General features: G+C 66.7%; 24 protein-coding genes and 1 pseudogene. 7 read left to right on the top strand and 18 right to left on the bottom strand.

Annotation, left to right across the window (positions count from 1 at the left end):
* Positions 1 to 36: 36 nt before the first annotated feature.
* The 14 genes and pseudogenes from J1M64_RS20205 to J1M64_RS10750 all read right to left on the bottom strand — a co-directional run bounded on the left by J1M64_RS20205 (position 37) and on the right by J1M64_RS10750 (position 14,236).
* Positions 37 to 609 carry a DnaB-like helicase N-terminal domain-containing protein gene (locus tag J1M64_RS20205; protein WP_206474196.1) on the bottom strand — a complete coding sequence of 191 codons (573 nt, stop codon included), beginning with the start codon at positions 607 to 609 and terminating at the stop codon, positions 37 to 39.
* Positions 610 to 644: 35 nt separating this feature from the next.
* Complete coding sequence (locus J1M64_RS10810) at positions 645 to 1,121, bottom strand: hypothetical protein (protein WP_206474195.1); 477 nt, start codon at positions 1,119 to 1,121, stop codon at positions 645 to 647.
* A 458-nt stretch (positions 1,122 to 1,579) separates the two neighbouring features.
* A pseudogene (gene nrdH / locus J1M64_RS19860) lies at positions 1,580 to 1,807 on the bottom strand (glutaredoxin-like protein NrdH); the annotation flags it as partial.
* A 452-nt stretch (positions 1,808 to 2,259) separates the two neighbouring features.
* Entirely contained in the window at positions 2,260 to 2,598 is a 339-nt protein-coding gene (locus J1M64_RS10800; RefSeq protein WP_206474193.1) for a hypothetical protein, read from the bottom strand.
* A 138-nt stretch (positions 2,599 to 2,736) separates the two neighbouring features.
* Entirely contained in the window at positions 2,737 to 3,366 is a 630-nt protein-coding gene (locus J1M64_RS10795; protein ID WP_206474192.1) for a hypothetical protein, read from the bottom strand.
* A 94-nt stretch (positions 3,367 to 3,460) separates the two neighbouring features.
* Complete coding sequence (locus tag J1M64_RS10790) at positions 3,461 to 3,709, bottom strand: hypothetical protein (RefSeq protein ID WP_206474191.1); 249 nt, start codon at positions 3,707 to 3,709, stop codon at positions 3,461 to 3,463.
* A gap of 387 nt (positions 3,710 to 4,096) precedes the next feature.
* A complete protein-coding gene (locus tag J1M64_RS20380) occupies positions 4,097 to 10,057 on the bottom strand; it encodes a DEAD/DEAH box helicase family protein (RefSeq protein ID WP_206474190.1) in 5,961 nt (1,986 codons plus the stop codon).
* A gap of 89 nt (positions 10,058 to 10,146) precedes the next feature.
* Entirely contained in the window at positions 10,147 to 10,767 is a 621-nt protein-coding gene (locus J1M64_RS10780) for a hypothetical protein (protein WP_131886279.1), read from the bottom strand.
* Between the two features lie 145 nt (positions 10,768 to 10,912).
* On the bottom strand, positions 10,913 to 11,413 hold the full coding sequence (locus J1M64_RS10775; protein ID WP_206474189.1) for a hypothetical protein: 501 nt from the start codon (positions 11,411 to 11,413) through the stop codon (positions 10,913 to 10,915).
* Between the two features lie 128 nt (positions 11,414 to 11,541).
* Positions 11,542 to 11,859 (bottom strand): hypothetical protein, encoded by a 318-nt coding sequence (locus tag J1M64_RS10770; protein ID WP_206474188.1) that lies wholly within the window; start codon positions 11,857 to 11,859, stop codon positions 11,542 to 11,544.
* 6 nt (positions 11,860 to 11,865) lie between these two features.
* Positions 11,866 to 12,669, bottom strand: coding sequence for a ParA family protein (locus J1M64_RS10765; RefSeq protein WP_083961564.1), 804 nt, complete (start codon positions 12,667 to 12,669; stop codon positions 11,866 to 11,868).
* 78 nt (positions 12,670 to 12,747) lie between these two features.
* Positions 12,748 to 13,191 carry a hypothetical protein gene (locus J1M64_RS10760; protein WP_182643615.1) on the bottom strand — a complete coding sequence of 148 codons (444 nt, stop codon included), beginning with the start codon at positions 13,189 to 13,191 and terminating at the stop codon, positions 12,748 to 12,750.
* Between the two features lie 365 nt (positions 13,192 to 13,556).
* Positions 13,557 to 13,907, bottom strand: coding sequence for a hypothetical protein (locus J1M64_RS10755; protein WP_063935001.1), 351 nt, complete (start codon positions 13,905 to 13,907; stop codon positions 13,557 to 13,559).
* Positions 13,908 to 13,981: 74 nt separating this feature from the next.
* Positions 13,982 to 14,236 (bottom strand): glutaredoxin family protein, encoded by a 255-nt coding sequence (locus J1M64_RS10750; RefSeq protein WP_259904276.1) that lies wholly within the window; start codon positions 14,234 to 14,236, stop codon positions 13,982 to 13,984.
* 38 nt (positions 14,237 to 14,274) lie between these two features.
* Between J1M64_RS10750 and J1M64_RS10745 the strand changes: the two genes are divergently transcribed.
* From J1M64_RS10745 to J1M64_RS10735, 3 genes are read left to right on the top strand one after another with little or no spacing between them, the layout of a single operon-like run.
* Positions 14,275 to 14,793, top strand: coding sequence for a hypothetical protein (locus tag J1M64_RS10745; protein ID WP_063935003.1), 519 nt, complete (start codon positions 14,275 to 14,277; stop codon positions 14,791 to 14,793).
* Positions 14,790 to 15,785: a hypothetical protein gene (locus tag J1M64_RS10740; RefSeq protein WP_206474186.1), complete on the top strand. Its 996-nt coding sequence runs from the start codon at positions 14,790 to 14,792 to the stop codon at positions 15,783 to 15,785. Before J1M64_RS10745 ends, J1M64_RS10740 begins: the two co-directional genes overlap by 4 nt.
* Entirely contained in the window at positions 15,776 to 16,333 is a 558-nt protein-coding gene (locus J1M64_RS10735) for a hypothetical protein (RefSeq protein WP_063935005.1), read from the top strand. Before J1M64_RS10740 ends, J1M64_RS10735 begins: the two co-directional genes overlap by 10 nt.
* Here the strand turns inward: J1M64_RS10735 and J1M64_RS10730 are convergent.
* From J1M64_RS10730 to J1M64_RS10715, 4 genes are all read right to left on the bottom strand, one after another.
* Positions 16,330 to 16,740, bottom strand: coding sequence for a helix-turn-helix domain-containing protein (locus tag J1M64_RS10730; RefSeq protein WP_063935006.1), 411 nt, complete (start codon positions 16,738 to 16,740; stop codon positions 16,330 to 16,332). The two genes, J1M64_RS10735 and J1M64_RS10730, sit on opposite strands and share 4 nt — an antisense overlap.
* A 147-nt stretch (positions 16,741 to 16,887) precedes the next feature.
* A complete protein-coding gene (locus J1M64_RS10725; protein WP_206474185.1) occupies positions 16,888 to 18,042 on the bottom strand; it encodes a hypothetical protein in 1,155 nt (384 codons plus the stop codon).
* A 239-nt stretch (positions 18,043 to 18,281) separates the two neighbouring features.
* Positions 18,282 to 18,500 (bottom strand): hypothetical protein, encoded by a 219-nt coding sequence (locus J1M64_RS10720; protein ID WP_182643692.1) that lies wholly within the window; start codon positions 18,498 to 18,500, stop codon positions 18,282 to 18,284.
* A 77-nt stretch (positions 18,501 to 18,577) separates the two neighbouring features.
* Positions 18,578 to 19,033 (bottom strand): helix-turn-helix transcriptional regulator, encoded by a 456-nt coding sequence (locus J1M64_RS10715; RefSeq protein ID WP_131886288.1) that lies wholly within the window; start codon positions 19,031 to 19,033, stop codon positions 18,578 to 18,580.
* Between the two features lie 930 nt (positions 19,034 to 19,963).
* Here J1M64_RS10715 and J1M64_RS10710 point away from each other — a divergent pair.
* The 4 genes from J1M64_RS10710 to J1M64_RS10695 all read left to right on the top strand — a co-directional run bounded on the left by J1M64_RS10710 (position 19,964) and on the right by J1M64_RS10695 (position 23,424).
* Positions 19,964 to 20,293, top strand: coding sequence for a hypothetical protein (locus J1M64_RS10710; protein ID WP_061229507.1), 330 nt, complete (start codon positions 19,964 to 19,966; stop codon positions 20,291 to 20,293).
* A gap of 40 nt (positions 20,294 to 20,333) precedes the next feature.
* Positions 20,334 to 21,074, top strand: coding sequence for a hypothetical protein (locus J1M64_RS10705; protein WP_206474184.1), 741 nt, complete (start codon positions 20,334 to 20,336; stop codon positions 21,072 to 21,074).
* 176 nt (positions 21,075 to 21,250) lie between these two features.
* Complete coding sequence (locus J1M64_RS10700) at positions 21,251 to 22,750, top strand: cutinase family protein (RefSeq protein WP_206474183.1); 1,500 nt, start codon at positions 21,251 to 21,253, stop codon at positions 22,748 to 22,750.
* Positions 22,751 to 22,782: 32 nt separating this feature from the next.
* Positions 22,783 to 23,424, top strand: coding sequence for a DUF6668 family protein (locus J1M64_RS10695; protein WP_206474182.1), 642 nt, complete (start codon positions 22,783 to 22,785; stop codon positions 23,422 to 23,424).
* Positions 23,425 to 23,446: the final 22 nt, after the last annotated feature.

Genomic DNA, 23,446 nt, shown 5'->3' with positions numbered 1-23,446 from the left:
TGGTCTTCCCTTCTGGGTGGTGTCGGTCGCCGACTGCTATTGGGCGGCGGTCGGGCCTGCGGTGAGTGAGGCGCGGCGGCGGGTCTCGGTGCGCATGGCGCGGCCTTGGGCGAGGAGAATCTCGAACAGGTCGGCGGTGGGGGCCTCGGCGCTGGCGCGGGTGAGGGTGTGGGCGGTGGCGGCGAAGCGGCGGCGGTAGGCGGCGTCGAGGACGTCGGCGGCGAGGGTGGTCAGCCCGACGGCGGGGGTTCCGAGCAGGGTGACGGTCTGGAGGGCGTCGGCCAGGAGTCGGCCGTGGTGGCCGGCCATGCGTCCGGCGCTGGTCAGGGCGGCCAGGACGCGGGTCGGGTGGTGGGGCTCGTCTGCGGCGATCAGCTCGGCGATGACGGCGTACAGCTGGCCGTAGCGGGTGTTGAGGAAGTCGGACTCGAGGAGGTGCGCGGTGATGTGGCGGGCCTCGGTGGTGTCGGTGGTGTGCAGCAGGGCGCAGAGCAGGGCGGCTTCGGGGTCGAGCTCGGGGACGGTGGGGGCGTCGTCGGTGGCGGCGAGGTCGTCGACGTCGACCGGGTCGGCGGTGGCCTGCGGGTCCTCGGCGGTCATGGTGGCCATTGTCTGTCCTGCCTGTGCGGGGTGGGTGCTGGTGGTTATGCGAAGAGGTCGAGCTGTTGGGGTTCGGCTTCGATCGTGGTGGCGGGTTCCCAGATGGGAGCGGCCAGGAGTCGCAGCTGTGCCTCCAGGTCGGCGATCTGGTCGCGTTCGCTGTCGGTGGTCTGGTGTAGGACGCCGGGGGTCTGGTCGCCGGCCTTGGCATGGCACCATGCTTTGTCGGTCTTGCGAAACGCGGTGATGAACTCGTCGGTGGTGTAGCGGCTGATGTGGCGGCGGATCTGGTTCCAGGTGATGTGGCGGTCTGGGGCCGCGGTGGAGGGAAGCGTTCGCCCGGTCCAGACGGATAGCCCCTTGGCGCGGTACTCGAAGGCGAGATCTGAGCCGTATCCGGAGGACTGGCTGGCGACGATGTGCGGGATCTGGGTCTCGGGGGAGGCGGCGAGTCGGCCGAGGCCGTGCAGGGACATGGTCCTGCGGAGGTAGTGCAGGTCGGTGTGGTCGAGAGCGTGCATTCCGGGTGTCCTTCCTGGGTGCCCGTCTGCCTCTCGGCGATGGGCGGGCGGCTGTTGGCTGGGGAGCGTCAGCCGTAGATGACGTCGCCGAAGACGCCCATTTGCAGGGCCATGTCGGCGTTGGCGGCGTCGATGTCGCCCCGGTGGCCGTTGGTGCGGTTGGCCTCGCGGAAGTCGTTGACCAGGTCGTTGTTGATGCTGGTCGCGGCGAGCTTGGTGGCGCCGCGTGCGATGGTCTCGAGAGTGACCTTGTATTCGGTCCCGGTCTCGCCCTCGCGGATGAGGGCGGCGTAGCAGTCGCCGCCGGAGCCGAGCGGATCGAGGTTGTCTCCCTCGGGGGTGGTCCCGGTGTGGTTCTCGACGTGGATCGTCTCGGCCCAGTAGCTGATGCCGGTCTCGACGGCGGTGCTGAGCACGTCGACGAGGAACTGGGTGCGCTCGGGGCAGCGGGGGTGTGCGGACGCCAGGGCCTTGATGCGGTCGGGGCGGAATCCGGACCAGTGGTCGTCGCCGTCGACCTCAATGATCGGTGCGGAGCTGTAGCCGAGGGTGTTCATCACGTAGTCGCGGGCGTCGTGGTCGGTGGTGAGGTCGACGGTGGTGTAGACGATGCCGGCGGCATCGAGGGCGCGGATGGTGCTGTCGCACTGGACGCAGGCCGGCCTGGTGTAGACGACGATGCTCATGGTGTCCTCCTGGGGTTTCCGGGGGCGGTGTTGCCCTCTCGGTATGCCTCCATAGTAGCACTAGCGCCACTAGTGGCACAAGGGGTTTAGCGGGTTTGGCCTGGGGTTATTGGCGATCTCGCCGTCGGCGTAGTGCCGATCGCGCATGGTCCCCCTTTCCCTGACACCTGCCGAAAATGGTGTGGAGCGGACGGGGTCAAGAGAGGGAACGGCGGCGGAGGCGAGAAGGTCCGGGCGAAATAAGCGAGCGCAGCGAGCGCGTCCGGGGCTTGTCGGTGGAGCCGGCGCACCCGGAGGGTGCCGACCTTGACGCCGGGAGTGGAGCACCAATCATCGGCGTGGCAGGGAAAGAGGGCTGTTCACCGGGCTGCCCCACTGGGAGTGGTGATTGGGTGCGGGGTTGGGATGGAGGTGCGGTAGGAGCTGGGCGGTGTTGCACGCGGGAGCTGGGGCTAGAACCACCGCTTCAGGCCGGGTACATGGTGTTTTTCGCTGTCTTGCGGGTGCGGTTGATCGTCGCTGTCTGGTGCCGGTACGTAGTGTCCGAGGCCGTCGGCGGTGAAGTAGCCGTCGGTGTAGTGGCCGTCGTCGGAGGACAGTCCGAGGGCGAGGGCGTAGGCCTGGGCGGCGAGGTCGGCGGTGTCGAGGTGGCCGCTTTCGGTGCGGTGTGGGGTCAGGATGGCGGTGTTGCCGTTGATTCGTGCGGGTCGTGCTCGGTGGTCGCCTGCTCGGGCTAGGCGTAGTGCGCGGGCCGTGACGTCGGCGAGGGTGCCATGCAGAGGGTCGGTCATGGCGTTGAGGCTGCCAGGCTGGTGGCGGGGCCGGGTGTTCTCGGGGCGCTCGGCTGGGGTCGTCTGTGGATGGTTGGGGGATGTGGAATACCGGAGAGGCCCGCCCCTTGGGGCGGGCCTCTCGGCTGACTCTGGGGCTCACAGGATGGTGAACCCGGTGAATCGGTAGTGGCCGTGGCTGTCACGGACGATGGTGGCAGCCAGGGCGCGGTAACGGGTATCCCAGGTGATGATGGCGGGGACGTAGAAGACGGTCCGCTTGGGCTCGCGGATCGCCTGGGCCTGCTGTCGGCGGATGGTCACGGTGGAGGCTAGTCGCGCGGCGGCGACTCGCTCGGCGGCGACGTTGATGCTGGCGCGTCCGGCGGCGGTGGCGAGTTGGGTGTCGAATAGGTCGCGTAGGCGGCCTCGGCGACCGTTGACGATGGCCAGGGCAATGGTGAGCATCCGGTGCAGTTCTGCCCATTCCTGGCGGGTCGGGGTGAATCCGTCGTCGCCGATCGGCTCGGGCTTCGGCGCTGCGGGCGTGGCTGCGGCCTCGGCTTCCATGCGGCGGACGCCGACGTTGGCGACGAGGTCGGTGAGCCATTCGCGGGCGGTGAGCGTGTCGACGTGGTGGCGGGCGAGTTCGTCGTACGCGGCCTGGACCTGGCCTTCGGCGGGTTCGAGCAGCCCGTTGCGAGTGATCGGGTGTGCAGGCGCGGGGGCTGTTGCCGGTTCTGTGCGGGGCAGGGCTCGGACCGTGGCGGGCGCGTGGTTCGTGGTCATGGTGTCCTCCTGGGGTTTCCGGGGGCGTGGTGCCCTCTCGGGGTGGTGAGTGGTGGCCGGACTACCGGCCCGCGGGGCGGGCCGGTAGCGGGGTCTAGTCGTGGCCGATGACGAGGCCGTCGACGCAGGCGATGCAGCAGCCTCCGGCGGCAGCGGCGGTGATGATCTCGTTGCACCGGGCGCAGCGGCGGGCGGGGTGCACGAAGCCGAGGTGATCGTTCTCGTAGTGCCACAGCATCTCGGTGCCGTCCTCTGCGTGCATGAGGCGGATCTCCGCCTCGATCGGGCCGCGATCGGTCTCCAGAGTGAAGGCGTCGAGCAGGGTGCCGGGCTTGGCGGTCATGGTGTCCTCCTGGGGTTTCCGGGGGCGGTGTTGCCCTCTCGGTATGTCTCCATAGTAGCACTAGTGCCACTAGTGCCACAAGGGGTTTCGCGGGTTTGGCCTGGGCTTTTTCCGGTCGCCGGGACCGGCAGTGACCTCCACGCATGGTGCCCCTTTCCCTGATACCGGCCCGATTGGTGTGGAGCGGACGGGGTCAAGAGAGGGCACGGCGGCGGAGCCGAGAAGGTCCGGGCGAAATAAGCGAGCGCAGCGAGCGCGTCCGGGGCTTGTCGGTGGAGCCGGCGCACCCGAAGGGTGCCGACCTTGACGCCGGCAGCGGAGCACCAAGACTGGCGGGAGCAGGGAAAGGGACCCCCACCAACTAGCTACTCCACCCGGCGGGGCGGCTTAGGCGTCAGGGTCGTGTCCGAGCTCCGGCCCGCTGGGCGAGCTTGGGTTCTGCCATTCCGATAGCGGGTCGAGATCCGGGGCTTGGGCGCGGTGCTCGAGGTAGGAGGTCGTGAAGTCATTGTCGACGGGGGCCTGCTCGGCGCCGGCACTGCGTGGTTTGAGGTCGCGGGTGAGGTCGTCGAGCGGCCGGGGGTTTCCCGTTTCGCCGATCTGATCTCCTACGTCGATGAGCCGCCGGCCGATGTCCTGGGCTGGTCCGCCCTGTCGGATCAGGTCTTCGGCGAAGCGGCGATAGTTGTCCATCGCCGAGTCCAGGGCCAGATCGCTTTCCTCGGCCGCCCGTTCGATGGCGTCGGCGTGATCCATGATTTTGCCGCGCAGGTCGTCGTAGTCCACGGCCCGAGTCGGGGCGGTGTTCTGGGTTGCGCCCGGCAGCGACGCCCACGCTTCCAGGGCTTCGATCTCGCGCTGGCGCATCATCTCGCGCACCTCGTCCGCGGTGTCGAAGCCGAGTTCTTCCACCAGTGCCGGAGTCGGGTTGAGCATCAGTGACCAGCCGGGACTGCGGCCCTTGGCCGCGAGTCGCTGGTCCAGTTCTGTCTGGGCCAGCTGGGCGGCGTCGGAGTTCTCGTATGCGGCGAGGTCGTCGTTGATACTGGCTAGCTCGGTCTTCATCAGCTGGAGTTTCGCGGCGTCCGGGAAGGGCTCCTCTGGGGTGTTGTGCAGTTCGTCGAGCCGCTTTCGGTCGGTGTCGAGCTCAGCTCTAGCGGCGTCGACCTGGCCAGGCGCCCTGCCGATCGCGTTCTCGATGCGAGTCATCACGCCGTTGGCCATCGCAGCTCGGCTGGACTTCGCTTCGTCGGCCTCCACGTCCAGCGCCTCGGTGCTGCCTGCGCCCCAGACTCCGAATCGGGAGTCGTCCCGTTGTGGCCAGAGCTGCTCTTGAGTGATGCTCACGCCGGTCAGTGGGAGGTCGCCGAAGCGAAGGATGACCATGTCGTGTTCCATCACGCGGGTGACGTGTAGCGGCACCCCTGCGAACGTGGCGACGTGTGCGGATTCATTGGGGCCTGCTCCGCGCAGTTGAACGTACGCCTCACGAAGCGCCTCCAGCAGACGATCCGAGGCGTCCTTTCGGACGCTGAACGACGTGCGGCCGATGGTGTAATCCTTGGTCTCCTTCTCGGCCCAGGCCTTAAGTTCCGGGGCGACGGTGGCGAGCTGCTCGAGTCGCTTTTCCTCGTTAGGGATGGAGCGAGTCAGCGCCGCGATCTCCTCGCGGCGGGATCTGACCTCTGACAGGTGGCTCTCGCGTCGTGCGTCGAGTGCTTCTATGTCTCGCTCGAGTTCCACTCGCCGCAGGTATCGGTCATCGCCGGTGGCGATGGCCTTGACCAGGGCGGTCGACTCGGCCAAGTTGTCGGCCGATAGGTCCTCGATGCTGCGGATGGAGCGATCCGCGGCGTAGAGCTGCTCGAGGAATGCGGCCTTGCGGTTGAGTGTCTGCCACATCGCGGTGTCGTAGGTCGCGGTGGCGACATAGTTGTAGACGGCTACCTCTGGGTTCTGGTTGCCCTGTCGAATGATGCGGCCCTCGCGCTGTTCGAGGTCGGCGGGTCGCCACGGCACATCGACGTGGTGAAGGGCGACCGCTCGTGTCTGCACGTTCGTGCCGGTGCCCATTTTCTCCGTGGAACCCATGAGCACGCTGATTCGGCCGGCGCGGCAGGCCTTGTAGAGCGCGGCTTTGTCTTCGGGCTTGGGATGATCGTGCACGAAGGCGATCTGCTCGGCCGGCATCCCGCCGGCGACCAGCTCGGCCTTGATGGCGGCGTAGATGTTCCAGCGCCCATCATTTTTGGGCACGGACCGATCACAGAACACGATCTGCAGGCCGCCGCGGACGTCGGAAGGCTCCCCGAAGTCGTCGAGGTAGGCGCGGTCTCGGGTCGACTCCCACTCGGCCAGGATGCGGGTGGCGACCTCGCGTGCCCGGCCCCCCTCGGAGGGCGGGGCCAGGTGGGCGCTGCGCGGGTCGAGGGAGACGTTGCGGCCGTCGTTGGCGATCTTGAGGGCGTTGTCGAGATCCATCCGGCGGGGGTCGAGAGTGTCCGCGCGGTGGCCAAGATCCTGGATGAAGTCCTTGACCTCCTGGCTGGGCTCGAAGTCCACGACGATGTTGCTTCCGGAGCGCTTTGCGGGCAGATTCACCGGCACCTGATCGCGGGTGACGGCGTCGGTGAACTGGCTGACCATGCCGACCAGGTCACCGACGTTGGCGAACTGGCCGACTCGGGTGACCGAGCGCAGCTTCGTGCCCGACGCGTTGAGTTCGACAGTCTCTGTGGTGTCGGTGAAGTTCTGGCCCCACGCGTCAATGCTGTCGACTCCTGCGTGTTCAAGCAGGTCGGGGCGGAGGTAGGTCTGCATGACGAAGAGCTCGGCGAGGGAGTTCGCGACCGGAGTTCCGGTCGCGAAACAGGCGACCCGCTCGACGTACGCATCGTCGGGAACGCCTGCCGCTGAGGCTTCTTGCCGTTTGCGATCGCGCAGGTAGTCGAGCTTGAGCTTGAGGTCCATCGCCTGATCGGACCCCGGGTGGCTCAGTTCCTGCACGCCGGAGGTGCGGGCGAGATTCTTGTAAAGGTGGGCTTCGTCGATGAACAAGTAGTCGCAGCCCGATTGCTCGAAGGTCAGGCCTTCGTCTTTGCGGGTGGCGTCCATCGCCTTGTCGAGATTGATCTGCGCCTTGGCTATCGCGTTCTCGATCTGCTTCATCGTCGCCGCGCTCTGGTTGCCGTCCTTGGCCTCGAGGAGTGCCGAGCGCATGGCGTCGATCTGGTTACTGATGAAGCTGGCGCGGGTTTGAGCCGAGGTCTTCATGCGGGTGAACGCCGAAAGCGGGACGATCACGATGTCCCAGTCCTGCGCTGCGGACTGGGCGACGAGCTTTTGTCGGCCTTCTGCGGTGGTGCGGCCGGCACCGGACAGGACGTTGGCGGCCGGGTACCACTGAGCGGCCTCACGGGCGACCTGGTCCACGATGTGGTTGGGCACCACGATCCACGGCTGGCGGACTAGTCCTAGACGCCGCAGCTCCATCGCTCCCATCAGCATGGTGCCGGTCTTGCCAGCACCGACGACGTGGTTGAGCAACACGGTCGGTTCGTTGACGATGCGCTCGACGGCGTTCCGCTGGTAGGGGTAGGGATTGAAGGTCTTTCCCAGCCCGGGGAAGGTTCGGTGTGAGCCGTCGTAGCTGGGGGCGACGGTGGCGTTGAACCGCCAGTTGTACTCGGTGAGGAGGCGTTCGCGTCGCTCGGGATCGCCATTGAGCGCCCAGTCGGCGAATGCCTGCTGGAGGCGTTCGGCCCGTTGCTTGGCCGCTCGTGTGGCGCCGGCGTGGATGTCTCCGCCGGGGACGGCTTCCTTGTACTCCTTGGAGCGGTTGACCGTGATGGGCCGAGAGTTCATCAGGCAGTCGAGAACCTGCCAGTGGTCGAAGCTACCCGAGCGGTCGCGGCCGAGGGAGACGCCCTGATTGGCCAGGGCTTGCTCGCGGTCGGTCCCCACGAAGTTGTAGGACCGAGAGTAGCGGCCCTTCTGGGGCACGAGACCGTAGGCGAGGGCGTCGGTCTGGTAGCCGTCGTACCAGGAGCTGCCCTCGATGACCCACTCGTTGTTGACGTAGCTGACCGTCACGGAGTCCTTGTCGATGCGGAAGGTGTCCGCGATGAACTGTTCATAGTCGTCGGGGCTGACCCAGGTCACTCCGAGCCGGGCGCGGATCCCGTCCTCGATGCGGGCGGGGATGGCCTCGCGCAGGGCGGCCACGTTCGAGCGGTATCGGTCATCGCGTGCTGCGGCGGCGTTCGCCTCGGCGAGCTTTACGCGCACGTTGCCGGCCAGGTAGCGGCTGCGCGGGATCCACGTTCCGGGGTCTTCAGTGGAGCGGAACGCCAGCGCCTCGGCCTGGAGCTGTTGCTCGACGGTGCCAGCGTCGACGTCCATGAGCTGAGCGATCCGCGCGACGTCGACGCTGGCGCTTTCGTCCATGCTCACCGCCAGCGCATCCTGGATCGTCTCTGCGGCGATGATGGGGGTTGCCGGCTCGAGGACGTCGGCGGTGAACATGGCCGCTTTGCGGCCGACCATCCGTTCCTCGTCGAAGTGCTCGAGGGCTAGGACGGTCTGGAGATGAGGGTCGGCGCGCAGTGCGCCGGCCAGGTGAGGTTGTCTCTTCGTTGCCGCCGATTTGGGCTGCCAGGCTTCTTCGTCCAGGCGTGACCGAACACCGTCCGGGATGTCCTGCATGTTCTCGGCGCCGGAGATGGGCCCCTCGGTGTCGAGCCAGGTGGTTAGAGCGGCCTCGAGGCGGGTGTCGTGCTCGTCTTGTGTGACTTCCGGTGGCTGCTTCCAGCTGAACCGGTTGAGGAACCCGTACTTGGTCACATAGGCGTCGTAATGCTCGTTGAGTGCGGCGCGCAGGGCGGCCTTATCGGCAGGGTCTCCCCCGTCTCGCTGGATCTGTACGAGGGAAAGCGCGGTGTCGCGCAGCTCAAGGATGGAACGCCACTCGGCGAGCCTGCTCCTGGGGCACTTGCTGTCGACCCACTCGGTTCCGTCGAAGCGCTCGATCAGGTTGTGATCGCTGTTGTAGCGCAGTGTGTCGCTAGCGACTTCGCCGAACTTCTCGACGGGAACGACGAGGCCCCGATCGGTGGCCAGGGAGGAGTCGTAGACGACGAGATCCCGGTTGGCGAGCAAGCCGCGACCGTCAAGAACTGCAGCGTCGATCACGGGGCCGAGGACGTCAGCGATCTGCCTGTCGAGCGGAGTGTCATTGCGAGCCAGGACGCGTAGTTCGTCCTGCCCATACATGCCGTGGCCAGCGGTCAGTGTGCCGAGGATGTGGTGGGGGTTGTCGAGGAAGTACTGATTGACGGTGAGTCGGGCCGGTGGGGCGTCCCCGTCGGCGAGATCGGTCCGCACGGTGACGTCATTGGTGCGAACGAACTGGCGGGTCGTTTCAGTAGGTTCCTGCCCATGTTCGCGGACGCGGAACACCAGCAGATCGGTGACGACTTCCGTGCCTGCGACCCGGCGGAAGGCGCCGGTTGGAAGGCGAACCGCGCCGATCAGGTCAGCTCGATCGGCCATAGCGGTGCGAGCGTCGGCTCTCGCTGCGTCGGCGGTGTACCGACTGGTGAGCAGAGCGACGTAACCGCCGGGGGCGGTGAGGTCCAGCGATTTGATGATGAAGTGGTTGTGGATGGAGTGCTGGCCCCTGTTGTGGGCGTCGTCCCACAGCTTGATGTCGCCGAATGGGACGTTTCCGATTGCGGCAACGAAAGAATTGTCGGGTACCGCGGTGTCGGCGAACGATTCATTGCGCACCTGGGCACTGGGATATAGCGCCGCCGCGACTCGAGCGGAGAGGGTGTCGAGCTCCACGCCCACCATCTGTGCATCGGCCGGGGCGTGACCGATGAAGGTTCCACTGCCGCTGCCGGGTTCGAGGACGAGCCCGCCCTGGAATCCGGCTCGTCGTAGGAGACTCCACGTTTCGGCGACAACAGTCGGGTCTGTGTAGTGGGCGTTGAGAATGGTGTGCCGCGCCCGGTTCCACTCGGCTGAGCTGAGTAGCGACTCGAGTTCCGCACGCTCGTCGGCGAAATCGGCTCGACGCGGATCGAAGACTTCGGGCACGGCGCCCCAGCCGGACCACTGCGCGATGATTGCCTGTTCGTCTGAGGTCGCATAACGATCCTCGGCGTCGAGGGTCTGGAGCAATCTAATGGCGGCGATGTTCGCCTCGACTCTGGCCTTCTTGCCGGACGGGACGACGACGTCCCGGGGCGGCGCGTAGTCGACGGGTTCGGGCCGCTGGTCGGCATCGGGGGCGACCACTCCCCCACCGCCGCCGGTTAATGCCAGGCTGGCCGGCTCTTCTGCCACCTCCGATTGACGCACGGGCGCCGGCAGAGGTTCAGAATGGACGTTGATCGTTGCCGGGTCGACCGGCGCCGCTCCGGTGTCGTCGAAGACTAGGTCGAGTTGTTCTGGCTCAGTCCTCTTGCTTCGGACAGGACGCTTTCGCGTCGCTTCAGCTCCCGTTCGACGAGGTCCGTAAACAGTGCTCTGAGTGGATCGTTCGGCGTCTCCGGTATTGGTTGCCCGTCCTCGTAGCGTGTCTGCATCAAATAGGCCGCCATCACTCGGAAGCGGATCGTCTGCTCCGGCCAGACGTCCTCCGTCTGCACGTCGATCTCGGGACTCGGGTCGCCCACCACGTCGGTGTGCGTCCGCCACCGATCCGGGCTGGTCCGCCAGCTCTGGTCGTCGAAGGTCTCCTGGTCCTCCTCTTCGGCTGCCAGTTCCACCTCTTCCCCCAGTTCCTGCCACAGGATCGTTTCCTCGGCCTGTGCTCGTGCCCGGTTGCCGATCTGCACGGTCTCCATGTAGGGCGGGAAGTTCCCCTGATTGTCCGCCCGGAACTGAGCGATCCCCATGCTCCTGAGCCGTTCGGTCTCGTCTCCGATCATCTCCGCCAGCCTCTCGGCCTCCGCCTGAATCGCGGCCTCCAGCGCTTCTGGAGTCGGGTACTCCCGGTCCCGACCGAGCTCCTCCCATGCCGCCTGAACGGCTCTGCGCGTCATCTCTGACATGGTTGTCTCCTTCGGGGGCGTCGTCGCCAAAGCTGAATAGGTCCGGCTGTTCTGACAACGGTGCCTCCACGATCGGCTGCGGTTTCGCTTCACCCTACGACCCCGGAAATGCCTGTTGTGGGACGTGCACCGTGATGATTCCTTCTCATCCATGGGCTTTGCCCTCCTGCCCGATTCCGCCAGTTCGCCCCAGGCTGTCTTCAACGTCGAGGGCTAGATCTGCCCAGTCCAGATCCGGCTCAAGTGCGTCGCCGATGAGCTCGCCCACCTCGCGCACGGCCCAATCGACTGATAGACCTGATTGCGCGGCGACAGCTCTGACGGTAGCCGCGATGAGACCCACGCAGTCCGGTCGTCGACCCCGCGATGCCAGGACCGCCAGCAGTCGGCGGTACTCCCCCACGTCAGGCCGAGCTAGCCCAGCGCTCCTCGCCGACGCCAGCTCGAACCCGAGCGCTCGCCCGGAAAGCGCTGCCATCATGTGCAGCTCCGGTTCCGGCACCTCCGAGTAGGTGGACACCAGAACTGCCTCCGCCCTGCGATGCGCACCGACGAACACGCGGCGCCGTGGATCAGCAGCCACGTGGCGGATGTGCGCGGCGAGATTGGACTTCATCTCATTGGTCGCAAGGACTCGAGTTGGCATGGTCTCGGTTATACGCCACGGGTAGGCCTATTTCTAGGCCTACTTTTTGTCGCCAAAAGAAAGTGCCCCTTGTGGCACAAGGGGCACTTGTTCGAATGGTGGCGCATGTGGCACGTGCGCCACAAGCTCTACCTCTCCAACCTGTCGAGCTTTTCGTCGATCGCCTCACGAATGAGATCGGCGATGGCGTCGTAGTCACGAGCATTGGAAGCCCACACGTCCTTGAGCCTCTCGTGACGCTCCTTTCCCAGGACCACCGACACCTGGCCGGTGCGGTCCCAGCCCTTCTTCTTGCCGGCCCCCCTCTTCTGTGGGCTGGCGGCCTCGACCGAGGCGACCTCGGCGACCGGCGATGGGGCTTCGTGCGGAACGGAGCTCAGGTCGCTGAACACCGATCGCTTCCTGCGGTTCGGGGGCTTGGGGCCCTCCGGCAACTTGTCCGCCATGGTCGATCAGTCCTTTCCCGTGATGGTCGTGAGCATGTCGTCAAAGAACCGGGCGACCTCGACCGCGCGAATTTCGGTGAGCTCGTCGAATCCGTACCCGGCAGCGTTCGCTCGTTGGATGAAGGTGAGTCTGGGAAGCGGGCGGCCAAGGACTGGAATCTCCGCGTCGCGGGCGTAGTCCTCGATCTCAGACACGAAGGCCTCTTCGGTCTTGACGTTGGTTCGGTGCCCGTTGATGACGATGCCAGCGATGTCGATTTCGCGGCCAAGCACGCGTCCGAGCTGCTCGTTGGCGGTGTCGATCGTGTTGACGATGCGCCCGACGCCGACGAATCCGGCCGACGACGGGTCGGTGACGATGATGACCGAGTCCACAGCCGCGAACGCATTGGTCAAGGTCAGGCCGAGCGCTGCGGGGCAGTCGATCACGACGAGGTCGTAGGCGTCGTCCGGGAGCTGACTGAGGGCCTTGTGCAGCGTCAGTTCGCGCATCATCGCCCCGGTCAGCGTCATCTCTACTGCGACGTAGTCGTCCAAGCCCGAGGGCACGAGGTCGATGCCATCTCGTCGGGTCGGAACGACCGCCTCGTCGACGCGCACGTTCGTCGACGGATCCATGACGTCGGCGATGGTGACGTCGAACCACTCGTCCGCGTTGCGGGCGGTGAGCTGCTGGGTCAGGTTGCCCTGGGAATCCAGGTCGATACCCAGCGCCTTCTTTCCGCGGGCAGCGGCGGCGTGCAACAAAGACTGCGCGACGGAGGTCTTTCCGACTCCGCCCTTCTGGTTCGCTACTGCAACGATTTTCATGCTTCCTCCCTCTAGTGACCCTAGTGCAACTAGTGGCGCGTGCGGTGCACGCGCCACTAGTTGATTTTGCGTGTCGCTCTAGTCGCGTCGTGCGCTGTCGAGGACGATTCGCCCGGGCAGTGCGATCGCCGCCCATTCGATCGTGTCGGTGTCCACTTCGAGGCCGAGCTCACGCAGAGCGTTGCGCAGTCCTCCGGTCGAGAACTCGCGGACATGGAAGGGGCCGTCCTCGATGCTGCTGTCGGCAAAGTGGTTGAAGTACTCGATGCGAACCGAACCGGGGCCGGTGACCTCCGGGGTCGCCACCGCTCGCACCTCCTCGTCGCCATGGATGATGCCCTCAACCACGCAGCGGTGGGCGTCGTCCTTCCCGGCAGCCTTGAACAGTCGGGCAAAAACCAGCACCTCACGTGCAGTCAGGTGGGAGGTCAGGGCGTGCAGCACTTCAGCGTCGGCGAGCAGGGATGCGACCTCGGACAGCGCTAGCCCGAGGGCGGCGAGACTGGTGGGCGAATCACTCATGGTGTCCTCCTGGGGTTTCCGGGGGCGGTGTTGCCCTCTCGGTATGTCTCCATAGTAGCACTAGTGCCACTAGTGCCACAAGGGGTTTCGCGGGTTTGGCCTGGGCTTTTTCCGGTCGCCGGGACCGGCAGTGACCTCCACGCATGGTGCCCCTTTCCCTGATACCGGCCCGATTGGTGTGGAGCGGACGGGGTCAAGAGAGGGCACGGCGGCGGAGCCGAGAAGGTCCGGGCGAAATAAGCGAGCGCAGCGAGCGCGTCCGGGGCTTGTCGGTGGAGCCGGCGCACCCGAAGGGTGCCGACCTTGACGCCGGCAGCGGAGCATCAAGACTGGCGGGAGCAGGGAAAGGGACCCCCACCAACTAGCTACTCCACCCGGCGGGCAAGGGGCTGTGTCGCATGGCCAACGTCGATGCCGTACACCACCAGGGTGGAGGATCCGTCTCTATCGCCCTGGACCCGGATCGCGTCCTCGGCGTAGACCAGCAGGTCGTCGCCGACCGTGAACCTCGCCTGAATTGCGGCGGACCACTGAAACAGCTTCGAGTCAACGAACTGAACTTCGTATCGGGTGGGGGAGTGGCGTGCCCCCGGTTGGCCACCGTGCTGTGGGCGCGAGTGATCGTCCACGACCCGCAGGGTCGTTAGTTGGGTGGATCCGCGCTTAGTGGTGATTGTGGTGGTGTGCAGGTGAATGAGGGAGCCGCGAACGATCATCGTTGAACCCTAACGTCTCGCCTTGAACACACGCGGCACAAGTGGCGCACGTGGCACTCGTGGCACCAGCGCCGCTAGAGCACTTCGTTTTGGGAAGCTATGACGGTCCGGATGTGTTCGGGCCGGTAACCGCACCACTTCAGTCCGGGCGTGATCACAACCGGGAGTGCGGTTACCCACTCCAGCTCGGTCAGGCCGTCTAGTGCAGCGGGGTCTTGGTCGACGTCGACGTAGAGGAACGTGACGCTGCCTTGCTCAAGCAGCTTCTTAGTTCTCATGCACGGAGGACAGGCTGCTCGGCCGTAGAGGGTCACTGTGGGTGCGGTCATCCTGGACTCCCGATCAAAGCACTGCTCTCGTTAGGGTAATGAGCGTGCCTCGTCTGTCGCGGTTGCTCCGCCCCACCCGATCCCCGATAGACGCCGCGGTCGATGAGCTGATGAGTCGGTTGGCTGGCGTCACCGGTACCGCTAGCGAGGCGGAGCTGGTGATCGCCGCCGTAGAGGTCTGTGGTGCGCCAATCGAAGTCGAGGAAGTCGCGCAGCCCCAGGGCCGGTACGGCATGGTGGCTCGGACTGCCCAGGGGCACGAGATTACCTTGGACCCGCAACTTCCCGGTGACCTTCGACTGCACACCTTGCTGCATGAGATCGGTCACGTGCTCCTGGGCCACACCGAGAACGCGGGCGCCGGAGCGCCGGACCGGCTGACTGCGTTGGTCACCGGCCAGCCGGTGACCAATGAGGTCAACTGCGCTGTCCCCGAGTTTCGCCAGTGGGCACAACGGGAGAACGACGCGGAGCAGTTCGCCTCGACGGTCGCCCGCAGGCTTCGACGAGGACTGACTGGCCGGCATCTCTCACGGTTGGACGAGGCGTTCGGATGACGACGTTGGTGGTTCTGATCCTGCTCGAGGTCGTGCTCGGCGCCTATGTGGGGACACGTGTGCTTCGGTACTCGGCCGCTCCCAGCCCCACGCTTCGGGGGGCGATTCTCACCGCCGGCTCGCTGTTGGTCGGGATGCTCGCCGTGACCGAGCCCGTGGAGGTGCTTCTGCGCGGTCCGGGCGCGTCGACGGTCGCTATTCCGACGGTCCTCAAGCACTTAGGGATCCTCGGATGCGCCGTCGGCGTCTTGTTGATGGCCCTGGCTCAGCGAACGCGGTACCGGCCGCAGGTCGAGTACGCGATCTGGGCTGTGTTCGGGGCCGCGGCAGTGTCGATGGTGGCGTTGCATGTCGTGCCCGGTGGGGGAGGGCACCGGACAAGCGTCGACTATGTGGAGTGGTCCCATACGCAGCCGTTACTCCTGCTGGCGATGCTCATCGCCTACATAGGTGGGCTCGTGGCCAGCATCGGTCTCCTGGTCGTGATCTGGCCTCCGCGCCTGCAAACGGCCGCCGGCCGGGGCTTGTCGATCATGGCCTGCGGGTCGGTCCTGCTAGCCGGCTGGTGTGTCGTACGGGTGCAGTATCTGTGGCAGTCCACGATCGCGACGGACTCGCCCGCCGACGAGGATTTCTTGATTACCCAGTTGTTGTCGGTGGTCGGGATGCTGCTGCTGACCGTGGGTCTGGTGTGGTCGACCGCGGAGGCCGACCTCGTAGCGTGGCGGCACTGGAGGAAGTTCCGCGAGCTCCATGCTCGAGTGGTCGAAGTGCTACCCGAGGTCCGTCGGAGGTCGGACGTTCGCCTGGGCTTCGACGCGTGGGTCTTTGACCGTGCGGTCGAGCTGCTGGACGGGCTGCACCAGATCGAGCAGGTCGCGGGCACTGAGACAGGGTTCCCGCGCCCACCGGAGACCGTCAGCGACGGAGAGATGACAGCGGTCGCCGAGCGGCTTGGCCGCGCTTATCGAGAGGACAAAGCATGGGCGTGAGCCCCGAGAAGGCGTTGACCGAAGTGCTCGCCCCGTGGGTGGTGCTGGCGGTTGGGGCAACGCATCTGGGGTGCGCTGTGAAGTCGCCGGGATGGGGAGTCGCCACGGCGGCGGGGCTGGGCCTGGTGCCGCAGGCGGCGATCACCTGGAGGGTGCGCCATCGAGGGTTGAGTGATCACCACGTCACCAAGCGGGAGGATCGGCCGCTGGTGATCGCCGGTATTGCGGTGTCGGTGGCCTCGCTGATGGTCGCTCAGCGGCAAGGATCGGCGCCGGCGGAGCTGCGCCGGATGACACGGGGAGCGCTGGTGACCTTGGGCGTGGCGGGCGCCGCGACGCTGCGGGTGAAGGTGTCGTTCCACACGGCGGTGCTTGCGGGTGTGGTGGCGGTGCTCGCACGGGAGGTCTCCCCGCGTTACTGGGCCGGGCTGGGGCTTGTTCCTCCGCTGGCCTGGGCGCGGGTGCGGATTAGTCACCACACCCCGGTAGAGACGGTCTTGGGCGCTGCGATCGGCGCGGGCTGCGGTTATTGGGGAGGCGGACGCTAGTCCAGTCCAGCTCGCCGGCGCTCTTCCTCGACCGCGTTTCGGATGCGGGCGAGGGCATCGGGAGGCAGGTCGACGGCCCGGGCCGAGACCGCCAGAACCTCGCTGTCGCTGACTTTGCGCAGCAGAGCGATGTAGTCGTTGGTGCGTCGGTACTCGTCGTCATCGACGAAGTACTCGGGTGAGACACCGAAAAAAGCGGCGAGATCTCGTACGACTCGCTCGGACGGCTCGTGGGTGCCGCGCAGGAGCTGCGAGAGGTAGGGCTGGCTGAGATCCCCGCCGAGCTCTTTGACTCCCGCGACGATTTCCATCTGAGTGAAGCGGCCTCGTCCCGGGGGATGAGCGGTGGACACGAGCGTCGACAGGCGTTGAGCGAACGTCTGCTTGGTGCTCGGTCGTGACCTCATGGAGCCAATCTTACATTGATGCTGACGCGTCACGCGGGCGACAACACCGGCTGAGTCCACTCCGGAACGTCGCCGTCGGGGTGTGCATGGCTCGAGGAACCCGGCGGCGCTGCCGTGCAGGGCTCACTCGTGCGTCGACTTTGCTGGCTATCGTGCGAGGTCAAAGCGATCATTCGCAACTGGTCCTCGCTGACGTCGTCGCAGGATCGAGCGGATGGCGTCCATGTGGCGTGACACCTGCTCGGGAGTAGCTGCGCGTTTCTCGGCCGCGGCGGCAGCCTCGGCCCGGCGTCGCTGCTCTTCGAGAGTGCGCTGCCGGTGCTGCTCGGCCACCTCGCTAGGCGAGGGGCCGGCGAGCACGTCCTGGAGCCGGGAGAGGCGATGTCGCAGGAAACCGGCTGGGTTCTGGATGGTGGAGGGCCAGTCGCGGGGGTTCTCTCGCGCATCCTGGTTGAGGACCGCCACTAGATCGCGGCCCGTCCAGCGATCGCAGTCGACCAGCTCGGCCACTACGTCAACCAGGGAACCCAGATGCCGGCCGTTGTCGAGGCTCTTTGCTGCGGCGACGAGCTGGGCGGCGACGATGTGTGCCTGGCGAGGTCGCTCTCGATCTTTGAGTCTCTGTGAGCGCCCGGAGGGCGCCGACGCGCGCTTGCGCGCGTGTGTAGGGGAACATTGCCTACGGGGAGTTTTACTCCCCGTAGGACCCCTACGGGGTAGATACGATTTTGCGTACCACCTGCGGGGAGTCGTCAGAGCCCACGTGGATGCAGCTCGAAGCTGCACGCCGTCGTGGTGCACGGCGGCCTGGAAACGCTCATCGACGGTGAGATACCGGCCCCTCGCGACCTCGACCGCGAGCTCAAGCTCCGCAAGGACGGCGCGGGCGTTGGAGACAACATCGTGGCAGAACGGCCGAGAACGGTCGGCCAGCTCGGCCGCGATACGACCGATGGTCTCGTTGGATGCGGTGACACGGCGACCGGTATCCGCGTCGGCGAGGCGAGCACAGGCCCGGGCGACGAGCAGGGCGGTCCGTGCGGAAACGCGCCACTTGCGGCACAACTGCCGGCCACGAATGCACGCAAGCTCTGCCGCGGTGCCGGCAAGCCACTTGGCACGGGATTGCCACACCAGGGCCGGCTGTCGGCCATCGAGGGCCCACGAACGTCCGCGCTGACCGCGAAGCTGGTTTTCTTTTTCGGCGCCTTCGATCCGCGTACGGATCACGGTGCCGAGGTCGGGTTCTTCGGAGGTATCGAGGTCTGTTGGCGCACCCTGCGACGCGCCCAGCTTCGGCATGCTGGACACGGCATTTGGGTGTGCGCTACCCTCGGAACAGCTACGCAAGCTGGTTCCGCCTTTCGGGGTGGGCACCAAAACCGGGGTTACGAGCGGCTAACTCGTCCCGGTCACACGTTCGCGATCGCCCTTCGGATTCGGCCCCGGGGGGCGATCGCTTTTTGTGTGGGTGCGCTATGCGGTTGTCAACGACGCTGGTTGAGTCCCGTGCGCCTCCTATCTCTTAAAGTCAGTGATGATCAGCCAGTGCGACCGAGAAGGTCGAGCGCACTGGGCGTCTCTGCCTCTCGCCGCTTGTACTCGGCGAGACCGTAAGTGACGACGTCTTGCAGCACCTCCCACCGCTTCCGGCCAGATCTGCGCCAGGTTGCGTTGAAGTCGGCCACTAGAGCCTTGTCGATCTCGCCGTTGAGCTGCGTGCGGTGATCGCGGGTCCGCGGGCGGCCGAAGGTCGTCATGGCCTTATTAATAACACGCGTGTAGTTCGGCGTCGAGCATTTGCCGCCACACGGGCGTGTCCGAATATAGCGTGGGACTAGACGAACTTCGCCCCGGACTGCCGTCGTCGGTCGTTTCGGGTGCGATTCCAAGCCTCGAGGACGCGGGCAGGAGGGACACCATAAGCCGCGGCCAGGGCGTTGCAGAGCTCTTCGCGGGGCGCCGACACTCCCCGTTCCATCTTCGACAACTGCGGCTGGCGCAGGCCCGCCGCCTCGCACGCCTCCTGCTGGAGAAGGCCGGCGTGTAGCCGAAGATCGTGCAGCCGCTCCTCGTCCTCGCTGACCAGGGTGAGGTCCGCTGGCCGCAGGCCCAAGGCTCGAGCCAGGCCAACGAGTAGGGGGGCGGATGGGGCGCGAGTGCCGTCCAACCAGCTGTGCACGGTGTTGGGGGAGATATCCAGGTGGGCGGCGATGTCGTCAGCGCTCACCCCTCGACGGGACATGGCGGCCCGGAGGGTGGTGGGGCTGATTTGCCCCGCACGGCGAGGCATCGGCTCCCCTTCGTCGGCGTGTCTTGCCCGACAAGTCTGTCCAACGAACGGCCTTAAACCTTCCACTAGCGGAATATATCGTGGAGTTATAGAGTGTGCCCATGCCGACAGCCGGCCAGCCGCTCGCGGCGGGTCGAAGCCCTACGCCGGGATCGCTGGCGGTACCCTACCAATATTGGTACCAATATCGCGCCGGCGAGCAAGGAGTCGAAGTGACGGAAAACGACCAACGGTCCACAGCGGGTCCAGCTCTACGAGGAGCCCTCGTTGGGGCGACAACGGCCCTAATTGCGTTTGGGGGCGTATCGGTGGCCCTGGCTGCGACTCAGTCGGGAATCGAGGAGGCGACTGCGCCCGCAGCTCGACCGTCGACCACGCAGGCCGGCGTGGACGTGGCCCAAAAGACCAGCGCGACTCCGCGTTCCGCGAAGGCCGCTCAGTCGACCTCGCCCCGGACGGCTACGCAGCAGCGTTCTGCCCAGGCCCAACAGGCCGGCCTAGCGAAGGCGGTCCAGCCAACCCGTGAGGTGAAGGAAGAGAAGAAGCCCGACGAGCGCCGAGAGTCGGCCCCCAAGGTCGAAATCTCTCCGGCGCCGCAGGCTCCCACGCAGCAGGTCCGCTCTCCGCAGCCCGTGCCGGTGCAGCAGTCCCCGTCGTATCCCGTTCAGCAAGCCCCGACGTACCCGGTGCAGCAGGCGCCGGTTCGACAGGCTCCCGCTCCTGCACCCGCTCCTGCACCCGCTCCTGCCCCCGCTCCTGCCCCGGCAGCCGCTCCGGCTCCTGCCCCGGCAGCCGCACCGCAGGGAATCACGATCGACCTGGGTGGCCGCGCGCCCGTCGTGCCGCAGGCCCCGATCCTTCCGAAGCAGCTTCACATCGGCTGACGGCCGCCCGGTCGCCGGTCCCACCCGTAGAGAAAGAGGAACAACCATGCTCACCGCCGCTTCTGCCATCTCCGGCGCGATCATCGCCGCGCTAGCGACCCTTGGCCCGATCGCTGCCCCCGTCATCGGAGCGGCCACCGCCGCCGGTCCGATTGCCACCGCTGGTACCGCGATCGCCGGCTTGGCCGGCACCGGAAGTGCCGCCGGTGGGGCCGCCTCGCTCGGTGCCGGCGGGGCCGCGGTCAACGCCAACCCGCACGCGGCGATGGGCGTGCAGAACGGCATCAACGACTCGATCAACCAGGCCAAGGACCACGTTGCCGGGTCGATCAACAACCTGAACATCCCGGGCGTTCCCCCGGTCCACTTCAACTGATCCCGCGTACTGATCGCCGCACCGATCGAGGGGAGTGGAAATGAGCCGCGACGACGATCTGCCCGAGTGGTTCTCGGAGTCGTCAAATTCTGCTGACGACCGCAACGGACCCCGCCACCTAGAAGCCGTGGCCGGAGGCCCGGAGTCCGACGACGAGTGGTTCGACCAGGCAGAGGCCACCCCCTCGGCTGTCGAAGCCCCGCCGGCGCGCGATAGCAGCCGGAAGCGGACCAAGCTCCTGTTCGGCGGCACGGTCGCGGCGGTGCTGCTAGTGATCGGGGGCGGCGCGTGGCTGCTGTCGTCGCTCTTGTCTGGCTCCGAGACGTCGGCCTCTTCGACGTTGACGGTCCCCACGACGGCGACCACCGCACCGCAGAGTGGCGACGAAGTGGTGGCCGAGTCGGAGTGCGAGTCCTCCGAGTCGGCCACCACAGTGTCGGGCAACGGCAAGGGCGACCGAGAGTCCGCCGCCGGCGTGGTCCTGGCCTTCCAGCACGCCTACTACGTCGCCAGAGACGCCGACGCCATCAAGCCACTGCTGGCGAAGGATTCACCGATCACCAATCTCGATGCTCTTCAGGAGGGCATCGACTCAGTGGCTCGGGGAACAACGCACTGCCTGCATATCGAGCGCGACGGCGACGACGCCGTGGTCGAGCTGACCGAGACCGCTCCTGACGGCAGCGAAACGACCTACTACCAGCGCGTGACGACCACCCGTGAAAACGGGGAGGTCCGGATCGTCTCGATCGAAGAGAACTCTGAAGGAGCCAGCGAATGAAGCCGGGGAACGTGGCAAGGATCGGCGCTGTCATCACGGCATCATCGTTGGCAGTGGCAGCCCAAGCGGGAGGGGTCCAGGCGCAAACCACGGCTAGCGCTACACCCTCCGCCACCACGGCTCGACCTTTGACCTCAACCGCTACGGTCCCGACCTCGTCTCGAGGGACCTCGGAGGTGGCGTTGCCCGAGGGCGATGAGTGCCCGCTGGTGCAGCTCGTGGCGATCAACGGCACGACGGAGTCAACGAGAAACTCCAAGACCGACGCGGACACGGGATGGATGGCTCGCGTGGTGAGTCCCACCGTCAGAGCGGCTAACGCCGATGGCCAGGCGCGTATGAGCCGCACCTACGTGCCGTACCCGGCATCCTTCGGAGGCTTCGTCCCCTCAGAGGATCAGTCGAGTTACGCCGAGAGCGTCACCGTCGGCATAGAGAACGGGCGAAAGCTCATCGCCGAGACGATCGAGCGATGCCCGGAGACCAAGATCTTCGTCTCCGGCTACAGCCAGGGCGCCCAGGTCGCCTCGGCGCTGGCTCGAGAAATCGGCGCCGGCTCCGGGCCTGTCACTCCCGAGCAGTTCGCCGGTGCGGCGCTGATGAGTGATCCCACCCGTGCTCAGGGCGCCCCGATCTTCCAGGAGGGCTCGTCCCGGACGACTCCGGGGGCGGTGCCGGGCACGGAGGGCGCCGCGGTGTCGGCGATCAACGTGGGTGAAGGTGCCCCGCGGCCGGAGGGGCGCGGAATCTCGCCGAACACGTCGGCACCGGATTTTGGTGCGGTGGCCGATCGAGTCGCCTCGTTCTGCGTACCCGGAGACCTGGCATGCGACACCCCGCCCGACTCCGATCTGTTCCAGGTCGTAGCCAACATCGCCGGACAGAGCGAGACCGGGGGAGACCCGATCCGTGCGCTGGTCAACGTCGCCACCGTGGCGGGGCAGTCGGTGCTGTTCACGGCCGCAGAGACCATCGCCGAAGACGTGGAGTACTCCGACGGAAGTGGTTTCACCATCGCCCCGGCCAGCCGGGGCAACACCACGCTGTCGCGGATGGCGCGCTACTCCGATCCGACCCAGGTGCAGAACCCGACCGATCCGACCGCACTGCTGGTGGAAGCCGGGACCAAGCTGGCCGGGATGGCGCTCGGAGCGTCGATCACCGTGGCGAAGAAGACCCTGACGCCGGAGAACATCGCGCAGATCGCGGTGGCCGGCGCAGCGAGCCCGGCAGCGGCAGCAACGGTGCTGGTGGGCCAGCTCGCTGTTGCGGCGTCTGAGGTCATCACTCCCGCAACCGTGGACTCCGGTCTGCAGCGGGTGATCGGCGAGATAGAGCACACGGTGTCCGACACGACGGGCCTGGTCGACCTGGCGACCCAGACCCAGACCTGGAACGCGATCGACGCCCACGGCATGTACGACCGCACCCCGTTTACGGCATCAGGGCAGTCCCCGGCGGCGATCACCCAGCAGTGGGCGCTGGCCGCGGCCAACGACCTCGCCGTTGCCCGGGGGATGGAGCCGGTCAGCGAGATCAGCCACTCCACGGATGCCGACCGCATGGCCCTGATCCGGTCGGGAGCCGGGGACGACCAGCTGTCCAAGCTCCCGGCGACGTCGCAGACCGCCGACATCGCCGGACTCTCCGAGGCCCTGGCCTCGGTGACCGCGTGACGCCCGCAAGGGACAAGACGAAGGAGGCGAGCATGACCAGCGCCCACAAACTCCCGCACCCAACATCTAAGGCGGTGCCCGGGTGGCTGGCTGTGCCAGCCGAAGGGGACCGCGCGCCGGTGTGGGACGCACCCGTTCCGCGCCCCGCCGACAGCCGGACCCCGGTGATCTGGCTGCTCGGCGCCCACGGCGGTGCCGGGGTGTCGACGTTGGAATCCATGTGGGCGCCGGCCGCAGACAGTCAGCGAGGCTGGCCGGCCGCCGAGAAAGCGCCGTTCGTCGTCGTCGTCGCACGAATGCACACGGTCGGGCTCAATGCAGCGCACCGGCTGTGCCTTCAGCACCAGGCAGGAGAGGTCGGTGGTTGCTCGCTGCTGGGCCTGGTCACCGTCGCCGCAGCCCCCGGCAAACCGGACCTGACACTGTCCCGCCGACGCGAGCTCGTCGCCGCCGCTGCCGGGGCGAGCTGGCACATCGACTGGGTTCCCGAGCTGCTGACCTCGGAGCCGACCGAGCTGGCGCAGTGGACCCCGGACTACACCCCGCCACCGGCTAAGCGATTCGCCCGGCCGCTAGCGCCCACCGACGCGGTCCCGGAATCGGTCGCCACCGCTGCCGCGGAGGTCTTCGCCGCCGCGGGCGAGCAGTGGCGAACGCGCCGCGCCGACAAATGATCCCCCTGCCCAGCCCCTCTGT

The sequence above is a fragment of the Dietzia sp. KRD202 genome (genome assembly GCF_017168155.1).
Classification (GTDB): Bacteria; Actinomycetota; Actinomycetes; order Mycobacteriales; family Mycobacteriaceae; genus Dietzia; species Dietzia kunjamensis.
Note: the sequence above shows the minus strand (reverse complement) of the source record. Positions and strands in the feature narration are given on the sequence as shown.